Annotated in this window: 12 protein-coding genes; 10 read left to right on the top strand and 2 right to left on the bottom strand. The window is 46.5% G+C overall.

What is annotated here, in order from left to right; genetic code table 11:
- The first annotated feature begins 106 nt into the window (after nt 1-106).
- From lon to murJ, 10 genes are read left to right on the top strand one after another with little or no spacing between them, the layout of a single operon-like run.
- Nucleotides 107-2,752, top strand: coding sequence for an endopeptidase La (gene lon, locus TPANIC_RS02565; protein ID WP_010881972.1), 2,646 nt, complete (start codon nt 107-109; stop codon nt 2,750-2,752).
- Nucleotides 2,753-2,755: 3 nt separating this feature from the next.
- On the top strand, nt 2,756-3,910 hold the full coding sequence (gene murG / locus TPANIC_RS02560; RefSeq protein WP_010881971.1) for an undecaprenyldiphospho-muramoylpentapeptide beta-N-acetylglucosaminyltransferase: 1,155 nt from the start codon (nt 2,756-2,758) through the stop codon (nt 3,908-3,910).
- Entirely contained in the window at nt 3,907-4,386 is a 480-nt protein-coding gene (locus tag TPANIC_RS02555; protein WP_010881970.1) for a CvpA family protein, read from the top strand. Before murG ends, TPANIC_RS02555 begins: the two co-directional genes overlap by 4 nt.
- A gap of 10 nt (nt 4,387-4,396) precedes the next feature.
- Nucleotides 4,397-5,668: a hypothetical protein gene (locus TPANIC_RS02550; RefSeq protein ID WP_010881969.1), complete on the top strand. Its 1,272-nt coding sequence runs from the start codon at nt 4,397-4,399 to the stop codon at nt 5,666-5,668.
- Nucleotides 5,665-6,489 (top strand): histidine kinase dimerization/phospho-acceptor domain-containing protein, encoded by an 825-nt coding sequence (locus TPANIC_RS02545; RefSeq protein ID WP_235214115.1) that lies wholly within the window; start codon nt 5,665-5,667, stop codon nt 6,487-6,489. The genes TPANIC_RS02550 and TPANIC_RS02545 overlap by 4 nt, the downstream gene beginning before the upstream one ends.
- Before the next feature lie 8 nt (nt 6,490-6,497).
- Entirely contained in the window at nt 6,498-6,854 is a 357-nt protein-coding gene (locus TPANIC_RS05600; RefSeq protein ID WP_235214114.1) for an ATP-binding protein, read from the top strand.
- A gap of 9 nt (nt 6,855-6,863) precedes the next feature.
- Nucleotides 6,864-8,240, top strand: a complete 1,377-nt coding sequence (locus TPANIC_RS02540; protein WP_010881968.1) for a sigma-54-dependent transcriptional regulator — start codon at nt 6,864-6,866, stop codon at nt 8,238-8,240.
- Complete coding sequence (locus TPANIC_RS02535) at nt 8,237-8,929, top strand: thiamine diphosphokinase (RefSeq protein ID WP_010881967.1); 693 nt, start codon at nt 8,237-8,239, stop codon at nt 8,927-8,929. The genes TPANIC_RS02540 and TPANIC_RS02535 overlap by 4 nt, the downstream gene beginning before the upstream one ends.
- Complete coding sequence (gene ruvC / locus TPANIC_RS02530) at nt 8,911-9,501, top strand: crossover junction endodeoxyribonuclease RuvC (RefSeq protein ID WP_010881966.1); 591 nt, start codon at nt 8,911-8,913, stop codon at nt 9,499-9,501. The genes TPANIC_RS02535 and ruvC overlap by 19 nt, the downstream gene beginning before the upstream one ends.
- Nucleotides 9,498-11,078: a murein biosynthesis integral membrane protein MurJ gene (gene murJ, locus TPANIC_RS02525; protein WP_010881965.1), complete on the top strand. Its 1,581-nt coding sequence runs from the start codon at nt 9,498-9,500 to the stop codon at nt 11,076-11,078. Before ruvC ends, murJ begins: the two co-directional genes overlap by 4 nt.
- A 13-nt stretch (nt 11,079-11,091) precedes the next feature.
- Here murJ and lptD read toward each other — a convergent pair whose 3' ends face one another.
- Nucleotides 11,092-14,067: an LPS-assembly protein LptD gene (lptD, locus tag TPANIC_RS02520; RefSeq protein WP_010881964.1), complete on the bottom strand. Its 2,976-nt coding sequence runs from the start codon at nt 14,065-14,067 to the stop codon at nt 11,092-11,094.
- The gene (uvrA, locus tag TPANIC_RS02515; protein ID WP_010881963.1) at nt 14,064-16,946 is read right to left on the bottom strand and encodes an excinuclease ABC subunit UvrA; all 2,883 of its coding nucleotides are present in this window, start codon (nt 16,944-16,946) and stop codon (nt 14,064-14,066) included. The genes lptD and uvrA overlap by 4 nt, the downstream gene beginning before the upstream one ends.
- Nucleotides 16,947-17,041: the final 95 nt, after the last annotated feature.

The raw sequence follows: 17,041 nt of genomic DNA, 5'->3' as shown, positions 1-17,041 counted from the left end.
TCTTGCACGACCTGCGGGGGCGCAGTATACCGCGCAGGTATATTTTTTAAAAGGCCTCGAATGGAGGCATTGACTTTTCGTCCCTTGCCTGGATACTAGGCGCCCTATGGCGAAGAACACTGATATTGAGCACGACGCGCATGAGCCGGCCGGGCACGGGGATGTGCGTGAGTCTGCCGTGGAGAATCCGTCTGCTTCGGCAGTGTCTGACGGGGAGGAGCGCGCCACGTTTGCGCCGGAGGTTGCTCCGCAAACCGATACCGAATCAGCGCAAGGTGCAGCACAGGAGTCAGAGCCAGAGGTACAGCGCGCAGGAGAAGCTGAAAAGGGTGTACCAGAGAAGGCTAAGGCAGTAGTGCCGCTTGATGAGTTGTTGCCGCAGAAGGTCCACTTAATTCCGCTCACCGGACGGCCTATCTACCCGGGTATTTTTACTCCGCTTCTGATAAGCGATGAGGACGATGTGCGTTCGGTGGAAAGTGCGTACAGCGATAGTGGTTTTATTGGGTTGTGTTTGGTGAAAACCGACACGCAAAACCCAACTATCAGTGATTTGTACGAGGTAGGATCGGTCGCTCGTATTGTGAAGAAGATTAATCTGCCAGACGGTGGGTTAAATGTTTTTATTTCTACACAAAAACGTTTTCGCATCCGCAAGCACGTGCACCACAGCAAGCCTATCGTAGCGGCAGTGCAGTACCTGTCCGATCTTATTGAGGGGGATCCACTCGAGATAAAGGCACTTGTGCGTGGCCTTATTGGGGAAATGAAGGAGCTTTCTGAGAACAATCCACTTTTCTCAGAAGAAATGCGGCTGAATATGATCAACATTGATCACCCCGGCAAAATCGCCGATTTCATCGCGAGTATCCTGAATATTTCAAAAGAAGAGCAGCAACGCACGCTAGAGATTCTGGATGTGCGCAAGCGCATGGAGGAAGTCTTTGTATATATCAAAAAAGAAAAAGACTTATTAGAAATCCAGAGAAAAATTCAAAATGATTTGAACAGTCGGGTGGAGAAAAACCAACGCGAGTATTTTCTGCGTGAAGAGCTGCGTTCCATCAAGGAAGAGCTGGGTCTTACCACCGATCCAAAGGAGCGTGATCAGCGGAAGTTCCGTGCGCTAATAGATTCGTTTCACTTTGAAGGGGAAGTGAAAGAGGCTGTGGAGAGCGAATTGGAAAAGCTCTCCCTTACAGACCCGAATTCCCCTGAATATTCAGTGGGTCGAACGTACCTCGAGACGGTGCTCTCTTTACCTTGGCACGCTCCTGAGAAGGAGGAATATGACTTAAAGAAAGCTCAGAAACTGCTTGATGAAGACCATTATGGACTCGAGAATGTCAAAGAACGGATCGTGGAGTATTTGGCGGTGCGAAAGTTACGCGCCGATACCAAAGGCTCTATCATCCTGCTGGTAGGTCCGCCGGGTGTGGGAAAAACCTCGGTGGGCAAGTCGATAGCGCGCGCCATCCACAAGCCCTTCTTCCGTTTCTCGGTTGGAGGGATAAGCGATGAGGCCGAAATCAAGGGGCACAGACGTACTTATATCGGCGCCCTGCCGGGTAAGGTGCTACAGGGGCTGAAAATAGTAAAAACTAAGGCTCCCGTGTTTATGATCGACGAGGTGGACAAGATTGGTTCTGGCGCGCGCGGCGATCCTGCGGGGGCTCTGCTGGAGGTGCTTGATCCGGAGCAGAACACTACGTTCCGCGATCATTACTTAGATTTGCCCTTTGATCTCTCTCATATCGTGTTCGTGCTCACTGCCAATAGCACCGATCCTATTCCCCGTCCACTGCTGGATCGCGCTGAGATTATCCGTCTTTCCGGTTATATCGATACGGAAAAGGTTGAGATCGCAAAGCGCCATCTGGTGCCAAAAACGCTGGAGAAGAATGGTTTAAAGCGTGCGTGCGTCTCTTATCGGAAGGAGGTGTTGCTACACCTGGTCCATTCTTATGCGCGGGAGTCTGGGGTACGGGGGCTAGAAAAAAGCCTTGACAAGCTGCATCGCAAGCTTGCCACCGAGATCGTGTTAGGGAAGCGATCGTTTGATGACAAGTGTTTGATGGATGAAGCTCTCATAGGGACCTTTTTAGGGAAGCCCGTGTTCCGCGATGATATGCTCAAAGACGCGAACAAAGTTGGTACTGCGGTGGGTTTAGCCTGGACTGGCATGGGGGGAGACACGCTCCTTGTTGAGGCAATTACTATACCAGGAAAAGCAAGTTTTAAGCTCACTGGGCAGATGGGAGCGGTTATGAAGGAATCCGCTTCTATTGCCTTGTCCTGGCTGCGCCGTTACAGCGCGCAGCAGCGTATCGCTTCGCCGAATTGGTTTGAAAAGCGCGCAATACATCTGCATATCCCCGAGGGCGCAACCCCAAAGGACGGTCCGTCCGCGGGGATTACCATGACCACCACGCTCTTCTCGTTGCTCACCCAGCAGAAAGTAAAGCCTCGCCTAGCGATGACTGGAGAACTCTCACTGACCGGACAGGTGCTCCCCATCGGGGGATTGAAGGAAAAGACTATCGCCGCACGGCGCGGTGGTATCAAGGAGATCATCATGCCAAAAGCGAATGTGCGGGATCTGGACGAAATCCCCGAGCACGTCAAGAAGGGCATGGTGTTCCACCTAGTTGAATCGATGGAAGAGGTCCTTTCTCTCGCCTTCCCCAAGGGGAAGCGTGTCCGTGCTGGCACTGCCGCCCAATCTGCTTCTCCTGAAACCCTTACAGGCTGACGTATGCGCTTTCGTGCACGCGTATCTCAGTCAACTGCGAAGTGCGTCGTGTTCACAGGAGGCGGCACGGGAGGACACATTTTCCCGGGAATTGCAGTTTTTCAAGCGCTTGCGCAGCAGGCGGCGGTGCGTGTCGTGTGGATTGGTGCAGCGCGTGGTGCTGATCGCTCCATAGTGGAATCTGCCGGATTAGAGTTTTGTGGTATCACCGCTGGCAAGTGGCGTCGGTACGCGAGTGTGCGCAATTTTTTTGATGTATTTCGAGTGCTCGTCGGTACGGTGCAATCCTATTGTATCTTGCGCGCTTTGCGCCCGCAGGCACTATTTTCTAAGGGAGGGTTTGTGTCCGTGCCGCCGTGCATCGCAGCGTGGCTTTTGCGCATACCCGTTGTCACGCATGAATCGGATATCAGTCCAGGACTTGCCACACGCATCAATGCGCGTTTCGCCGATCGTATTTTAGTCTCTTATCCGCACACGTCCTGTTATTTTCCCCGTGCGCGACGCGCAGCAGTTCACTGCACGGGGAATCCTGTGCGACAAGATTTTTTTTCTGCACAGGCAGAGCGTGCATACCAGTTTTTACGCATTGACCAAAAAAAGCCATTGCTCACAGTCCTCGGAGGAAGTAGCGGTGCGCGTGACCTAAACGCGCGTGTTCTTTCATGTAGCACCTTCCTTACCGAACGCTTCTATCTTGTCCATCAATTTGGCGCAGGCAACGAGGACCAAATGCATACTATCACCAATTCGCTTAGCGTCAATGCTCGGCATGCCTACATGTCGTTTCCTTTCATTCAGGCACATCTGCCCGATATACTCGCCGCGAGCGCACTGGTACTCTCTCGTGCTGGTGCGAACGCGGTGTGGGAGTGCGCAGTGCTCGGTAAACCAATGATTCTTTTTCCTCTCGAACGAGGGAGTTCCCGTGGGGATCAGATTGAAAATGCAGAATATTTTAGCGCACACGGTGCTGCGTGCATCCTTCGTGCTCAAGATGAAAAGGGACATCAACTGGTGTCTTTGCTCACAGAACTGTTCCATCCTTCCTGCGCTAGGATAGAGGAGATGGCACGTGCGTCTTACACACTTGGAATTGGCAATGCCGCGTATGATATTGCGCAGCAGTTGCAGACTTTCATAAAGGAGGGGATGTGACAATCAGTACCCTGGATCTCATTCTTGGAATCATCATGGGGATAGTGACCGTCCGTGCCACCATGCGCGGGTTTGTCGATGAGTTCTTTTCTAAGGCAAGTATCCTGTGCGCAGCAGTTGTTGCAATACTGTGTCATAAAAGGCTCGTGCCCTTGACACGTGTGTTGTTAGGCCACAGTATTCTGCTTCCGTGTATAACGTTCTTGATTACCTTTATGGGCGTCTATTGCGTTATGCTCTTCCTCCGTTCACGTATGCGCACGTATGCTACGCGCGATCTTATCAGTGGTTTTAATCAGGTGTTTGGCTTTTTTTTCGGGATAATTGAAGGGAGTGTACTACTCACTGTTATCCTTTTGCTTTTACACGTGCAGCCTTTTGTATCTGTTTCGCATATGTTGCATGAAAGCGTAATTAACACTGTTCTCTCTCCCCTTGTCTTAGATGGCGTTCGCTATATGCGCCTGAAGATGTAGGCGCGTTTTCGTGTTCGAGAACATTGTCGGACAGCCAGCTACTGACCTTCTGCGCGATGATGTTATGCACGCGCGTCTTCCTGCTGCGCTCTTATTTGTTGGACCACCCGCTAGTGGCAAGCTAACTGCTGCACTTGAGCTTGCGCGCGTGCTTTCCTGTACGCAGGGGGGCGTGTGGCAGTGTCCTTGTGCACCCTGTGTGCAGCATACGGAGTTACTTTCTCCAGAACTACTCGTGATGGGGATAAAAGATCTGATCCTCGAAATACGCGCGTCGGCACGTGCCTATATGTCAGTGCACACGCAGGGTACGCGCTATCTTTTTGTGCGGGCAGTGCGTAAACTCATTACACGCTTTGACGAACGACTGTGGGATAGTGATGATACTCGTTTCTCTGCCGCGGTTTCGAGCATTGCTGAGCTCGACCAGGAGCTCGCATCACTCCCCGCACAGGGAGACCGACGTACCACTCCAGAGCAAAAAGAAAGAGTGCAAAGGATATGCGTGATCGCCGAAAGGCTACAGCAGGAGTCACTCTATACCCAATTACCCGTACAGCAAATACGAAACGCAATTCAGTGGGTGCGTCTTACACCCTCAGGAAGAAAGAAAGTGCTGATCATAGAACACGCGCACGCGATGCATGAATCTGCACGAACTGCTTTTCTAAAGATATTAGAAGAACCTCCGCGCGATACGCTTTTTATCCTCACTACCGCTACAAAGTATGCAATCATGCCTACTGTCCTTTCGCGTGTGCGCAGTTATTCTTTCAGAGAAAGAAGTGTTGAACTCCAATGTGCAGTAATTACACGCGTATTTCATGACAGACCGACCGATGCAAAAAACACACAGGGTGTACTCTTGCACTATTTATATCAGTTTTTGTCGTTTTCTTTAGAAGAGGTGCAAACGTCCGTGATGTACTTTTGGCTGTATGTGTGCCAGCACGCTAGGTGTATCGGACGCATCATTCCTGATACTTGGGTTTCGGTAGGTACTCAACCTCAAGTATCAGGAATGGATCTTACCTCACTTGATTCTACGCTGCATTTTTTCCAAGCTCACAAACAGCAACACGCCGTGTCCCTTTTTTTCTCCTTACTCGTCAGGCACATGCGCACCCTGCAGCGCACCACCGAGTACTCCGCACGGAATACAGAATGCTTCGCACACATTGCTCACTGTATCGAACAGGCACATCGCAATGTGCAGTTGTGGAATCTAACAATACAAGGGACTCTCGAACACTTAGCACACACCATCGCGAATCATCTATGAGAGATTTTATTGCACGCGCGCTAAAAAAGTCAGCGAAAATGAATGACTCTCAACTGAGAAATATGATTGAACTTATTGCCAACGAGTACACCTTGTTGGATGCACTTATGGATTCTCTGAATTACGGACTTATCGTGTTGGACTGTTTACACATTCCATTAAAGACAAACCGAGCAATTGCACGGCTCTTGGGTAAACCACTGCCTTCAAATCCTCGCAGGCCACTGTGGCATTATCTTGATGACGAACACATTGCGCAGTTCATTGTGGCAATTATTAAAAATGAGGTAGGAAAAGCACGCGCAGAATTCATTGTACAAAGACAAGGTGAAACATTGTATCTGGAAGTATCCTTATTTCCGCTAATTTGTGACCAAAAGATCCGCGGAAGTATTATCGCAATACATGATATCACAGAGAAAAAACAAGAAGAAATCTATAACCGAAGGCTAGAAAGTCTTGCAAATTTAACGAATCTTGCAGCAACCGTTGCGCACGAAATCAAGAATCCCCTAGGAGCAATGAGCATTCATCTGCAATTACTACGTAAGAATTTTAGTACCTGTAGTTTCGAAACAAATAAAAGAATCCAAAAACACCTCCATGTGGTAGAGGAGGAAATCGAACGGCTCAATAGAATTGTCACCGGCTTCCTTTCTGCAGTTCGTCCCTTAAAACTAAATATCACACGGCTGAGCGTTTTTGATCTTGTTACATCCATACGAGACACATTTATGAAGCCTTCACCAAAGCAGAACTGTCTTTCTCTGTACATATGCCACACAATCTTCCCCACATACGAGGCGATGAACACCTGCTAAGACAGGCATTGGTAAACATTATCACTAATGCTAAAGAAGCCATGCAAAGAGGAGGGGCCCTTGAAGTCTTTGTCCATAAACAAACTGACCACATCAGTATCAGTATTTCGGATACAGGAGAGGGAATTGATGCCCGAAATATTCACAATATTTTTGAGCCGTACTTCACTACTAAAACTGAAGGTACGGGGTTAGGGTTAACCTTAACGTTTAAGGTGATTAAAGAACATGGCGGTGACATCAGTGTGTCCTCTACTGTTGGACGGGGTACGTGTTTTACTCTCCTTTTACCCATAGATAAATTGGGACGATCGCTTTTACAAGAAAAAATATCCACCCACCTAAGACATACGAGTAAAGAATAAGGAAATGCGATGAAATTCAGTATTCTCGTACTAGATGATGAAAAAAATATCCGTGAAGGTTTGCAAATGGCCCTCGAAGATGAAGGATATGAGGTGTTTACCGCAGAGGATGGAAATACAGGGGTAGAGATTGCCCTCAAAGGGGATATCGATCTTATTATCACTGATTTAAAAATGCCTCGTATGAGCGGGGAATTGGTGCTGCAACATGTGCACGCGGTGTTGCCCGATATTCCTATCATTATTCTCACCGGGCATGGCACAGTAGAAAATGCAGTTGAAGCAATGCACAAGGGAGCTTACGATTTTTTAACTAAACCATTGGATCTTAACCGATTGTCTTTGCTTGTGCGCCGGGCGCTACAAAACCGAGAGTTGATCGTTCAACATCGAGAGTTAATCAAACAAATAGGAAATCGCACCTCATTCGAGAACATTGTAGGAGAAAGTCCTGCAATGAACAAAGTGTTTGACATGGTAAAAAAGGCAGCCGCCTCAAAAGCGTCCGTGCTCATTACTGGAGAAAGCGGGGTCGGTAAAGAACTTATCGCGAATGCAATCCATAATCTTTCGCCGAGGAAGGCAAAACCTTTAATTAAAGTACACTGCGCTTCTTTTGCAGAAGGAGTGTTGGAAAGTGAGTTATTCGGTCATGAAAGGGGTGCCTTTACCGGTGCGGTCAATCGCATGAAAGGTCGTTTTGAACTTGCGCACGAAGGATCAATGTTTCTTGATGAAATCGGAGAAGTAAGTATGGCTGTGCAAATAAAACTACTCCGTGTGTTACAAGAACGTTCATTTGAACGTGTAGGTGGAAGAGAAACAATAAAAGTTGATGTACGCGTAATTTCTGCAACAAATCGTAATCTTTTAGAAGAAATTAAACGCAATTTGTTTCGAGAGGATCTTTATTACCGATTAAATGTTGTGCACATTCACGTTCCTGCGCTGCGCGAGCGCAAGGAGGATTTGCCATTACTGATTGCAACATTTCTTAAAGAGATTGCAGAAGAAAACGGTAAAAAAATTACCTCTATAGATCCTCAGGCCCAGTCTGCACTGCACGCGTATGATTGGCCTGGTAATATTCGTCAGCTGAGAAACTGCATTGAAAGCGCTGTCATTATGAGCTCAGGTCCTGTTATCCACATAGAGGATCTCTCAGAGCCAATTCGATCTCTCGGTGAAACCTCTTCCATACGCATTCCTATAGGAGTGAGCATGGAGGATGCAGAAAAGGAAATCATCCTCCAGACACTGGAAGCACAAAAAGGTAATAAGAGCAAAACCGCAGACGTGCTTGGCATTGGGAGAAAGACGCTCTATCTAAAATTAGATCAATACACGAATACAAGCTTTGAACCTGATGCCGCAGCAAAATCATGAAACGTGCTTTGATAATCACCGGAGGTGAATATGCACCCTATGAGTTTGTGCAATATTACCTGCCTGCGTACGATCTGCTCATTGCCGCTGATTCAGGGCTTGATACCGCATTGCAATTTGGTCTTGTGCCCGATTTTGTTATTGGAGATATGGATAGCGTTAAGGACAACCTGTTCATACAGGCGTGTGATAAAACGCGCACACACCTTTTCCCCCGAGATAAAGATTTTACTGATACTGAGCTTGCAGTCACCCTTGCGCACCAATTGGGAAGCGACGATTTGAGCATCGTCGGAGGGGGTGGGGGAAGGGCAGATCACTTTTTATATTTCATGCGTCTTTTTGCCGCACCTCTGTCACCGCGTCTGTGGCTGTACAGACATGGACTGGGATATTGCTTTGGGGAAGGATGTGTTACACAACAGTTATGTATTGGAGGAGTGGATAATACTTCTTTTTCTTTCTTTCCCGTTGGAGATGCTACAGACTATTCGCTCTCCTCTGAAGGATTGCATTGGCCCCTCGATGGGGTGCCGTGGCACACTCATGTAAGTATGAGTAATCGCAGCAGCGCACCTGTCGTGCGCGTCGAAGCACACCGGGGGAGATTTTTGCTTTTCCTTTCTCCCCTCGGACGTTACACCATTGATCATCACGAGCGGGGTATTGCGTGCACGCACAGAACGTAGATATTGCGCCGGGCAGTACCTCGACCGTTTCCATCATAGTGGGTATTGACCCAGGACTTGAATCTACCGGATACGGCGTTATAGAAGCAGGGGGAGGCAGTCTGCGCTGTCTTACCTACGGGGTGATTGTTACCCAAAGCAATCAGCCATCTGCTGCACGACTCAGACACATCTTCGATACCCTGCAACAGGTAATCTCAATATATCAACCTCAGTATTGCGCAGTGGAGACAATCTATTTCGCAAAGAATGTAACCAGTGCGTTGTGTGTTGCGCAAGCGCGTGGGGTTGTATTACTTGCTATGGCACAACAGCACATTTCAGTAGCTGAATACGCACCGAATGCGATTAAAAAAGCAATAACTGGTATTGCCCAAGCAGAAAAAAGACAGGTACAGCATTTGGTAAAAATTTTACTCAATCTTAAGGATATACCTCATCCTGATCACGCTGCTGATGCCCTAGCGGTTGCTGTTACCCATGTACACTGTTGTATGTCTTCAAACTATGCGGTAGGTTCAACGCGCTCTAGGGGAGCGTACGTTACGCTGTACAAAAAAGGTAAGAGATGAAAAGCAAGAGTTCTTTGTTGAAAAGTGGGTTGCTGCTTTCTCTTTTAACACTTGTCTCTCGTGTATTGGGTTTAGCGCGAGAAGTAGTGAAGTCTACGCTTATGGGGACCAGTGCGACAGCAGATGCATTTACCGTTGCATTTATGATCCCAAACCTTTTCCGCCGACTGTTTGCAGAAAACGCCATAAGTGTTGCCTTCATTCCCGTCTTCACACAGCACTACTCAATGCCGAGTTCAGCGCAAGTGCCATGTTCTTCTAAAACGAAGGAGTTTCTTTCAGCTATCTTCACACTGATGAGTAGTGTCACTGCAAGCATTTCTCTTATCGGTATACTCGGTGCTCCGTACATCGTGCGATTATTTGACACTGATCAGTCATTAACCGTTTCATTAACCCGCTTGATGTTTCCCTATTTATGGATGATCTCTCTCGCAGCTTTCTTTCAAGGTATGCTGCACAGTATTAAGGTATTTGTCCCCTCAGGATGTACCCCAATATTTTTTAATGTCAGTGTCATTTTTTCGATGTACTTTCTGAATGTGTCACATATGAACGTGGCTATTGCTGCAGCAATAGGTGTTCTTATAGGAGGATGTGCGCAAGCACTCTTCCAGCTAATATTTGTATATATGCATGGGTTTCGTTTTACGCTCCAGTCTCCTTTAAAAGCAATGCACGATGAAGGTGTGCGACGAATCATTGCGTTACTTCTACCGACAACTGTTGGCATTGCAACCTATCTTCTAAATGACCTGGTGTGTACTGCGCTTGCAACCTCTGTTGAGATAGGAGTTGCTGCGAGTGTGCAATATTCACTTCGTATACAAGAACTTTTATTAGGAATATTTATCGTTTCTCTAAGCTCTGTGGTACTTCCTGATCTTTCTTTCCATGTTATGAGAAAAGATTGGCAATCGTTTGAGGACCTCCTGATAACAGCGATAAAAATCGTCATGCTTATTACAATTCCTGCGACATTTTTCGTGTTATTTTCAAGTGACCGTATCATAACGCTCGTGTATAAAAATGCTATTTTTAACGAACTATCCGTGCGCATGACCGCTACCATATTTCGATGGCATAGCGTGGGAATGCTTGCTATTGCGCTGAATCGCGTTCTCATCTCCGCCTTTTACGCGCAGCACAACTCTTTTGCCCCTATGATTGCAGGAACTATTTCATTTGTGACAAATATCATTTTAGCAACACTGCTCTTTATTCCCTTAGGAGGTAAGGGCATTGCATTTTCTCTGAGCGCGGCGAGTATGGTACAGACCGTTTTTTTATGGATGTTTTTAAAACGATCGTGGCAGATAACTATCCCTTCACTGTATAAAACTTCCCTTTACTATGGAGTGAAAATAACTTTATTTTCTGTAATCGCGCTGGTACCCACATGGGCAAGTTCTTTTTTTACGGCGTATTTTTTTCCTGGCTCCCATAAAATAATTTCTCACGGTGTCCCCTTATGCGTTGAGGCTCTTATTTTTTCGTGTACTGGCTGCATACTCCTTTTACTTTCACGGGACGAATTTGCTTACAAAGCATTACGCTCCATACGTTTTTGCCGGTAAGATCACTTACACTCTAGATACCAACTTCAAACATACCTGGTGTTTTTCTCGCACGCGTTCTCACCATCGGTAATGGATTCCAATTTATTGAAAGACTAATTGAGGAAACAAGAGGAGATATTTGCCGAGACCCTGAAGAAGAGGATTCCGAGTGTAAGCGATACCCAAAACGAAGCGTCCAATCTTTTAAGTAATGTGCAAGTTCAATATTCAAGGTACGTATTGGGAACAGCGCAGAACTCTGTTTCATTTCATCCCAAAAGTATAACGATGAGACAAATGCATCCCACAGCTTAGTTTGTGGAGATTGCGATGACTGGGTGGGAAAGTAAGGCGTTAGTTTCTCATTTTTAATCACAGTGTTTATAGAAAGATCGAGAAATTTATAGATGGAAAAAGTTATTAGCGGAGAAAAACTGATATGACTTTTATCCAGATCTTTAAAATTAATCTCTAACGAGGAAGACAATGTCCCCTGTATTTTTATACGCCGCTTCCAAAAACGTACTGTCAACGGAAAATCATCATGAGACAACGTGAGCTTTAATTTACTTATAGAAAGACCATTATTTCCAGAAGGTGCAGCCTTGCCAGATTCCCCCTTTAGAAGATAAGAAAGAGAAAAATACTTCCAGCCGAGCGACACTTCATAAGAATCGCTCATACTTTTTCCAATATCGTATACGTAGGTTTGTTTACAGGTTATTTCGTAAGGCATTCGAAAATCTAATTCAGCGCGTACCTGCGGTTTATCGAGAAAGCGTGCAGAGAGCGTCGCAGAGATATACGGAAAAGAAAGAAACGTCGCAATGCTATACGCATATGGTCCGGGCGCAAAATGCACACTGACACGTATCTGCTGTGTATATCCATACAGTGAAAAAGCAGCATTTGCGGTGATGCTATGATCACGTACATGTAATGAACTTTTCCCAGTAGGTCGAGACGAGTCGTATAGCACGGGGGTAATTGACCAACCGAGAAAACTTTCTCGAAAAAAGGAATCTGCAGAAAAAGGATACACTGCAAGATTATTCGAACTCTGCACTAAAGCGGAGTTCTGAAATCCATTTTGTTTTGCAGGTGGTTGACTATGAATCGGATATCGGTGCTGCAGAGTGCACTGTATCCCGTTTGACATGCGAATTATATCATTTACACACTGAAACTGAGAGCGAATGGAAAAATCTCCTCGTATTGTCACATGCTGTGATTGCAGATCATTCCACTTTATTTTCGACGCGTCATCCCACGAACCGTGATTGAACTGTGCATCGTACACGATGTCACCTTTACCTTTGTAATCTAAAGCGTATCGCGTAAAAACATACGCATGATCAGTACCAGTACGACGTTCATTTTCTTCACGAAATTCTGGCATAAAAAAATCGAAGGTAGAATCAGTCTCGCTGTTCTCCTTTGATACTGCAGGGGACTGTTCAGGAGGAGAACCCTCCCTAGATAACCCGTCTGCAGGAGTGTATGCAAGTGGATTACGTATTTCTTTTGGCGCGTACGATTCTTTTTGTTGAGATTTTTGTCTTTCCCACACATGAGAGAACAGCGTACCAGAGAACGACAATCCTGCTCGAGATTCCATCGAATGAGGGTAGAAGAAGTTACGCTCTGGAGAAGAGTTGTTTTTTTTACTATCAGACTTCGAATTAAAATGTACGGTGAACGAAATCGGATCGAGCGAAAAATCGCGCAACCAAGGATGAAGTACAAGCCAGACAGGGCGCAGCGAAGCAGAGATTTTCCAGTCATAGCTGCTTATGGTGCTTTGCGTAAGCTCTCTGAGCGATCGAGGACTTAAAGCAAGATGAAACCAGTTGAGATCTTCACTCCGTTGTAAAAAATCAGTAGAAAAAAAGGGATCAGAAATGATTGGCACATGCACATCTACATACAAAGGTGTCTTATGAAAACGAAGTGCACATTCTGCATAATAACGAAATGGCACCTGCATCCCAAATAGATAGCTTTTATCCCACATCACTTGGCCGGTGGTATCATAGATAGAGTAGGCGCCGTTACCTCCTTGGTGCACAGTTCTCGAAGCGCCAATGTATGCTGAAAACCGCACAAATGGGAGATAGTCTTTTGCTTGAAAGAAAGTACTGATACCTGCCATACCTCCCAATGCAGAGTAATAGTCCGCACTTATTTTTAAATAGTTTGGTGCCTCCTCCTGCGCAGGAGACTGTGTTCCAAAGGAGGGTGGGTACGCACTCTTTGGCCGTTTTCCTAACAGATATGTGGTCGTCTGAATGAACGCTCCTGCTCTACTGCGCAGACCAAACACCGGATTACCAATAAACTCGTCTTTTGGGTAATAGAAAAAGGGAATGTATAAAAGAGGAACAACCCCAAATGACAATACCCCGTGTGAAAATGCTAACTGATTATTGGGCAGCAACCATATGTTCTTTGTATGAACACTCCATAGTGCTTGTTCAGGATCTTCCTCAGTGGAAAGCGTCGCTTGCTTCAAAATTACTGATGTATACGCATCGCTGTGTATGATTGGAGACTGGACGAACAAAACCTGTTGCCCTTTGATTGGTAAGGTAAGAGAACCGTCAAGAAATAATCCTTTTAAAGTTTTTAGTTCAAAAATAAAACGCGTTCCACTTATTTCAATAGTTTTCGTTTCTCCTTCAGTTCTAGAATAGCGAACGTTTCCTGTGGAATACAGAATTTGGGCAGAGGTGTTGTAGACAGTTTGATCTGAAAGAATCGTTGCGGTAACGCTCCCATCATCAATGGAAATGGAAACATTCCCGGTAAAGACTACCAACTGATCTTGCAAATCAAAGGGGGACAGCGGCACGCGGCCGGTACTTTCCAATATAGGTTGTCCAGTTTCAGAAAGGCGCGTAGTTTCCTGTGCCGAATTAATAATAATTCTTAATTTGCGTAGACCACTTTCACCAAAGAGGGGACAAAAAAGAAAGAATATGCCCCAAATTGGATACCATGCTCTCATGTCTTTTTACACAGCACCTCTTTGATGTACCAACCGGTGCGAGACTCAGTTATCTGGGATACTGCTTCAGGGCTTCCCTGTGCAACGATAGTTCCACCGTGCATTCCTCCTTCAGGACCTAAATCGATAACACAGTCTGCCTGAACAATAACATCCATGTTATGTTCGATCATCACAACCGTATTTCCCTGATCTACCAAGCGTTGAACAACCTCCATTAATTGGATGATATCGGCAAAATGCAATCCGGTAGTAGGTTCGTCAAAGATATAGAGAGTTTTTCCTGTCGCACGCTTTGAAAGCTCAAGTGCAAGTTTAACGCGCTGGGCTTCTCCCCCTGACAACGTCAGAGCAGACTGTCCTAAGCGCACATACCCAAGCCCCACCGAGCAGAGAGCTTCTAGCTTTCGTACTATAGGAGGAACAGCAGAAAAAAAAGAACGCGCTTCTTCGATCGTCATGTCCAGCACATGGGAAATGTTCTTGCCCTTATAAAACACAGCTAATGTCTCCCGGTTAAACCGGGTGCCGTGACACACATCACAGGTAATGTACACATCAGGTAAAAAATTCATTTCAATAGTGATAACGCCATCACCTTTACAATGCTCACACCGTCCTCCAGGAACATTGAAAGAAAAACGTCCTGGTTTATATCCCCGCATTTTTGCTTCAGGAACCTGGGAGAACAGCATTCTAATATCTGTAAACACACCCACATAAGTTGCAGGATTTGAACGAGGAGTTCTCCCGATAGGACTTTGGTCTACATAAATTACTTTATCTAAATGCTCCGTCCCCTCAATCGAGGAAAATTTTCCTTCAGGAAGTCTGCCGTTCATCACACGGTTGTATAACGCAGGATATAGCACATCAATTAAAAGCGTTGATTTACCCGAGCCGGATACTCCGGTAATGCAGGTAAAAGTACCGAGTCGAATACGTACAGAAATGTGTTGCAAGTTATGTTCATGGACGTCATGCACCGTAAGAACATTTCCATTTCCCGTTCTCCGTACTGCAGGAATGGGTAATGTAATTGCACCGGCAAGATACTGACCAGTAAGACTTGCTTGCACCTGCATAACTTCAGGTGGACTGCCTGCGGCGACAACATATCCTCCGTGAACACCCGCACCGGGGCCGAGATCTACAATATAATCTGCTACGCGGAGCGTTTGCTCATCGTGCTCTACCACAAGCACTGTGTTTCCCAAATCACGCAAATGAAGAAGCGTTTGGATCAGTCGTTCATTATCCCGCTGATGCAAACCAATAGACGGTTCGTCCAGTATGTACAAAACCCCTGTAAGGCGCGAACCTATCTGGGTTGCCAGTCTAATTCGTTGTGCTTCTCCGCCGGATAACGTGGCAGCAGCCCGTTCCAAGGTGAGATATCCAAGACCCACGTTCTGAAGAAACTCTAGGCGATCGGTAATTTCTTTCAGGATCTGTTGCGCAATTGTCGCTTCTACTTCTGTCAGATGGAGAGTTTTAAAAAACTCACACGAATCATCTACAGACAGCGCACTGAGTGCGTGGATGTTTTTTTTTTCTATAGTCACCGCAAGCGACTCTGGCTTTAAGCGCATCCCTCGACACGCTTCACATGTACGCACCGATAAATACCGTTCATATACCTCGCGCTGTGAGTGAGTACATGACTCTGCGTATCTCCTGTGCAGCTCGCTAAAAATTCCCGGCCACGGCTTAATGTAGCGTGCGGTACGAGAGCCATCTTTTCGTTCATGGGAAAACTCAAGAGCCTCGCTGCCACTTCCATGCAGGATAATATCCAGTGCGTGTTTTGACAGATTGCGTACCGGATCATCGAGAGAAAAATGGTACTTTTCTGCGAGTGCAGCAAACCGCACACGGTTCCACTCATGCTCAGGTTTAAATGGCAAAAAAGCACCCTCGTTAAAAGAACGGTTTTGATCAGGGACAATGCGATCTAAATCAAATGTCTGCATAATCCCCAGTCCTGCACAGCTCGGACAGGCACCAAAAGGTGCGTTAAAAGAGAACAAGCGAGGCTGCAATTCGGGTACGGAGACATTACAGTGCGCGCACGCGTTTTTTTGCGAAAAAAATAACTCAGACGGCAGGAGAGCAGATGTTTCTATCTTTCCGGAAACGGTCCCAGAATTCTCTCCCTGCACTAAGACGGTCAACAGCCCATCTGCATAGCCTAGCGTCGTCTCTACTGATTCTGTTAATCGTTTACGTACTGTATCTGACAATTGAATTCTATCGACAACTATATCGATAGAATGCTTTTTTTGCTTATCCAACGAAATGCGCTCGTGTAAGTGGAGCAAAGCCCCGTCAATACGAGCTCGTACAAAACCATCTTTGCGTGCAGCTTCCAAGACCTTGTGGTGTGTACCTTTTTTTCCTCGCACCACCGGGGCAAGCAACTGAATTCTGCTTCCCGACGGCACGGTCATGAGGGTATCAACAATTTGGTCAACGGTTTGTTCCTTGATCTCCCGCGCACAGTGCGGACAATGCGCGCGTCCTATGCGGGCAAACAGCAGACGATAGTAGTCATAAATTTCTGTGACAGTACCAACCGTTGAGCGAGGGTTACGCTGCGTAGTTTTTTGCTCGATGGCAATCGCAGGAGAAAGACCCTCGATAGAGTCAACATCCGGCTTATCTAACCGACCTAAAAACTGGCGAGCGTATGCAGAAAGGGACTCCACATACCGACGCTGTCCTTCTGCAAAAATAGTATCAAACGCAAGCGAACTCTTGCCTGAACCAGAAAGACCGGAGATCACCACAAGCGCATCTCGCGGCAACATAACATCAATATTCTTCAGATTATGCTCACGCGCACCCTTTATACACAGATTACGAGCAGCAGAGCCCACGCGAACGTCCTGCGACACGTTCTCCCTTTCTACGCGATCCCCATCCATAAGAGGGCAGACTATGCGCAATTTTTATGCTTTATGCAATTCCACTC

Source organism: Treponema pallidum subsp. pallidum str. Nichols (genome assembly GCF_000410535.2).
GTDB classification, from domain to species: Bacteria; Spirochaetota; Spirochaetia; order Treponematales; family Treponemataceae; genus Treponema; species Treponema pallidum.
The sequence above is the reverse complement of the archived record's forward strand: the minus strand, read 5'-3'. Positions and strand labels throughout refer to the sequence as shown.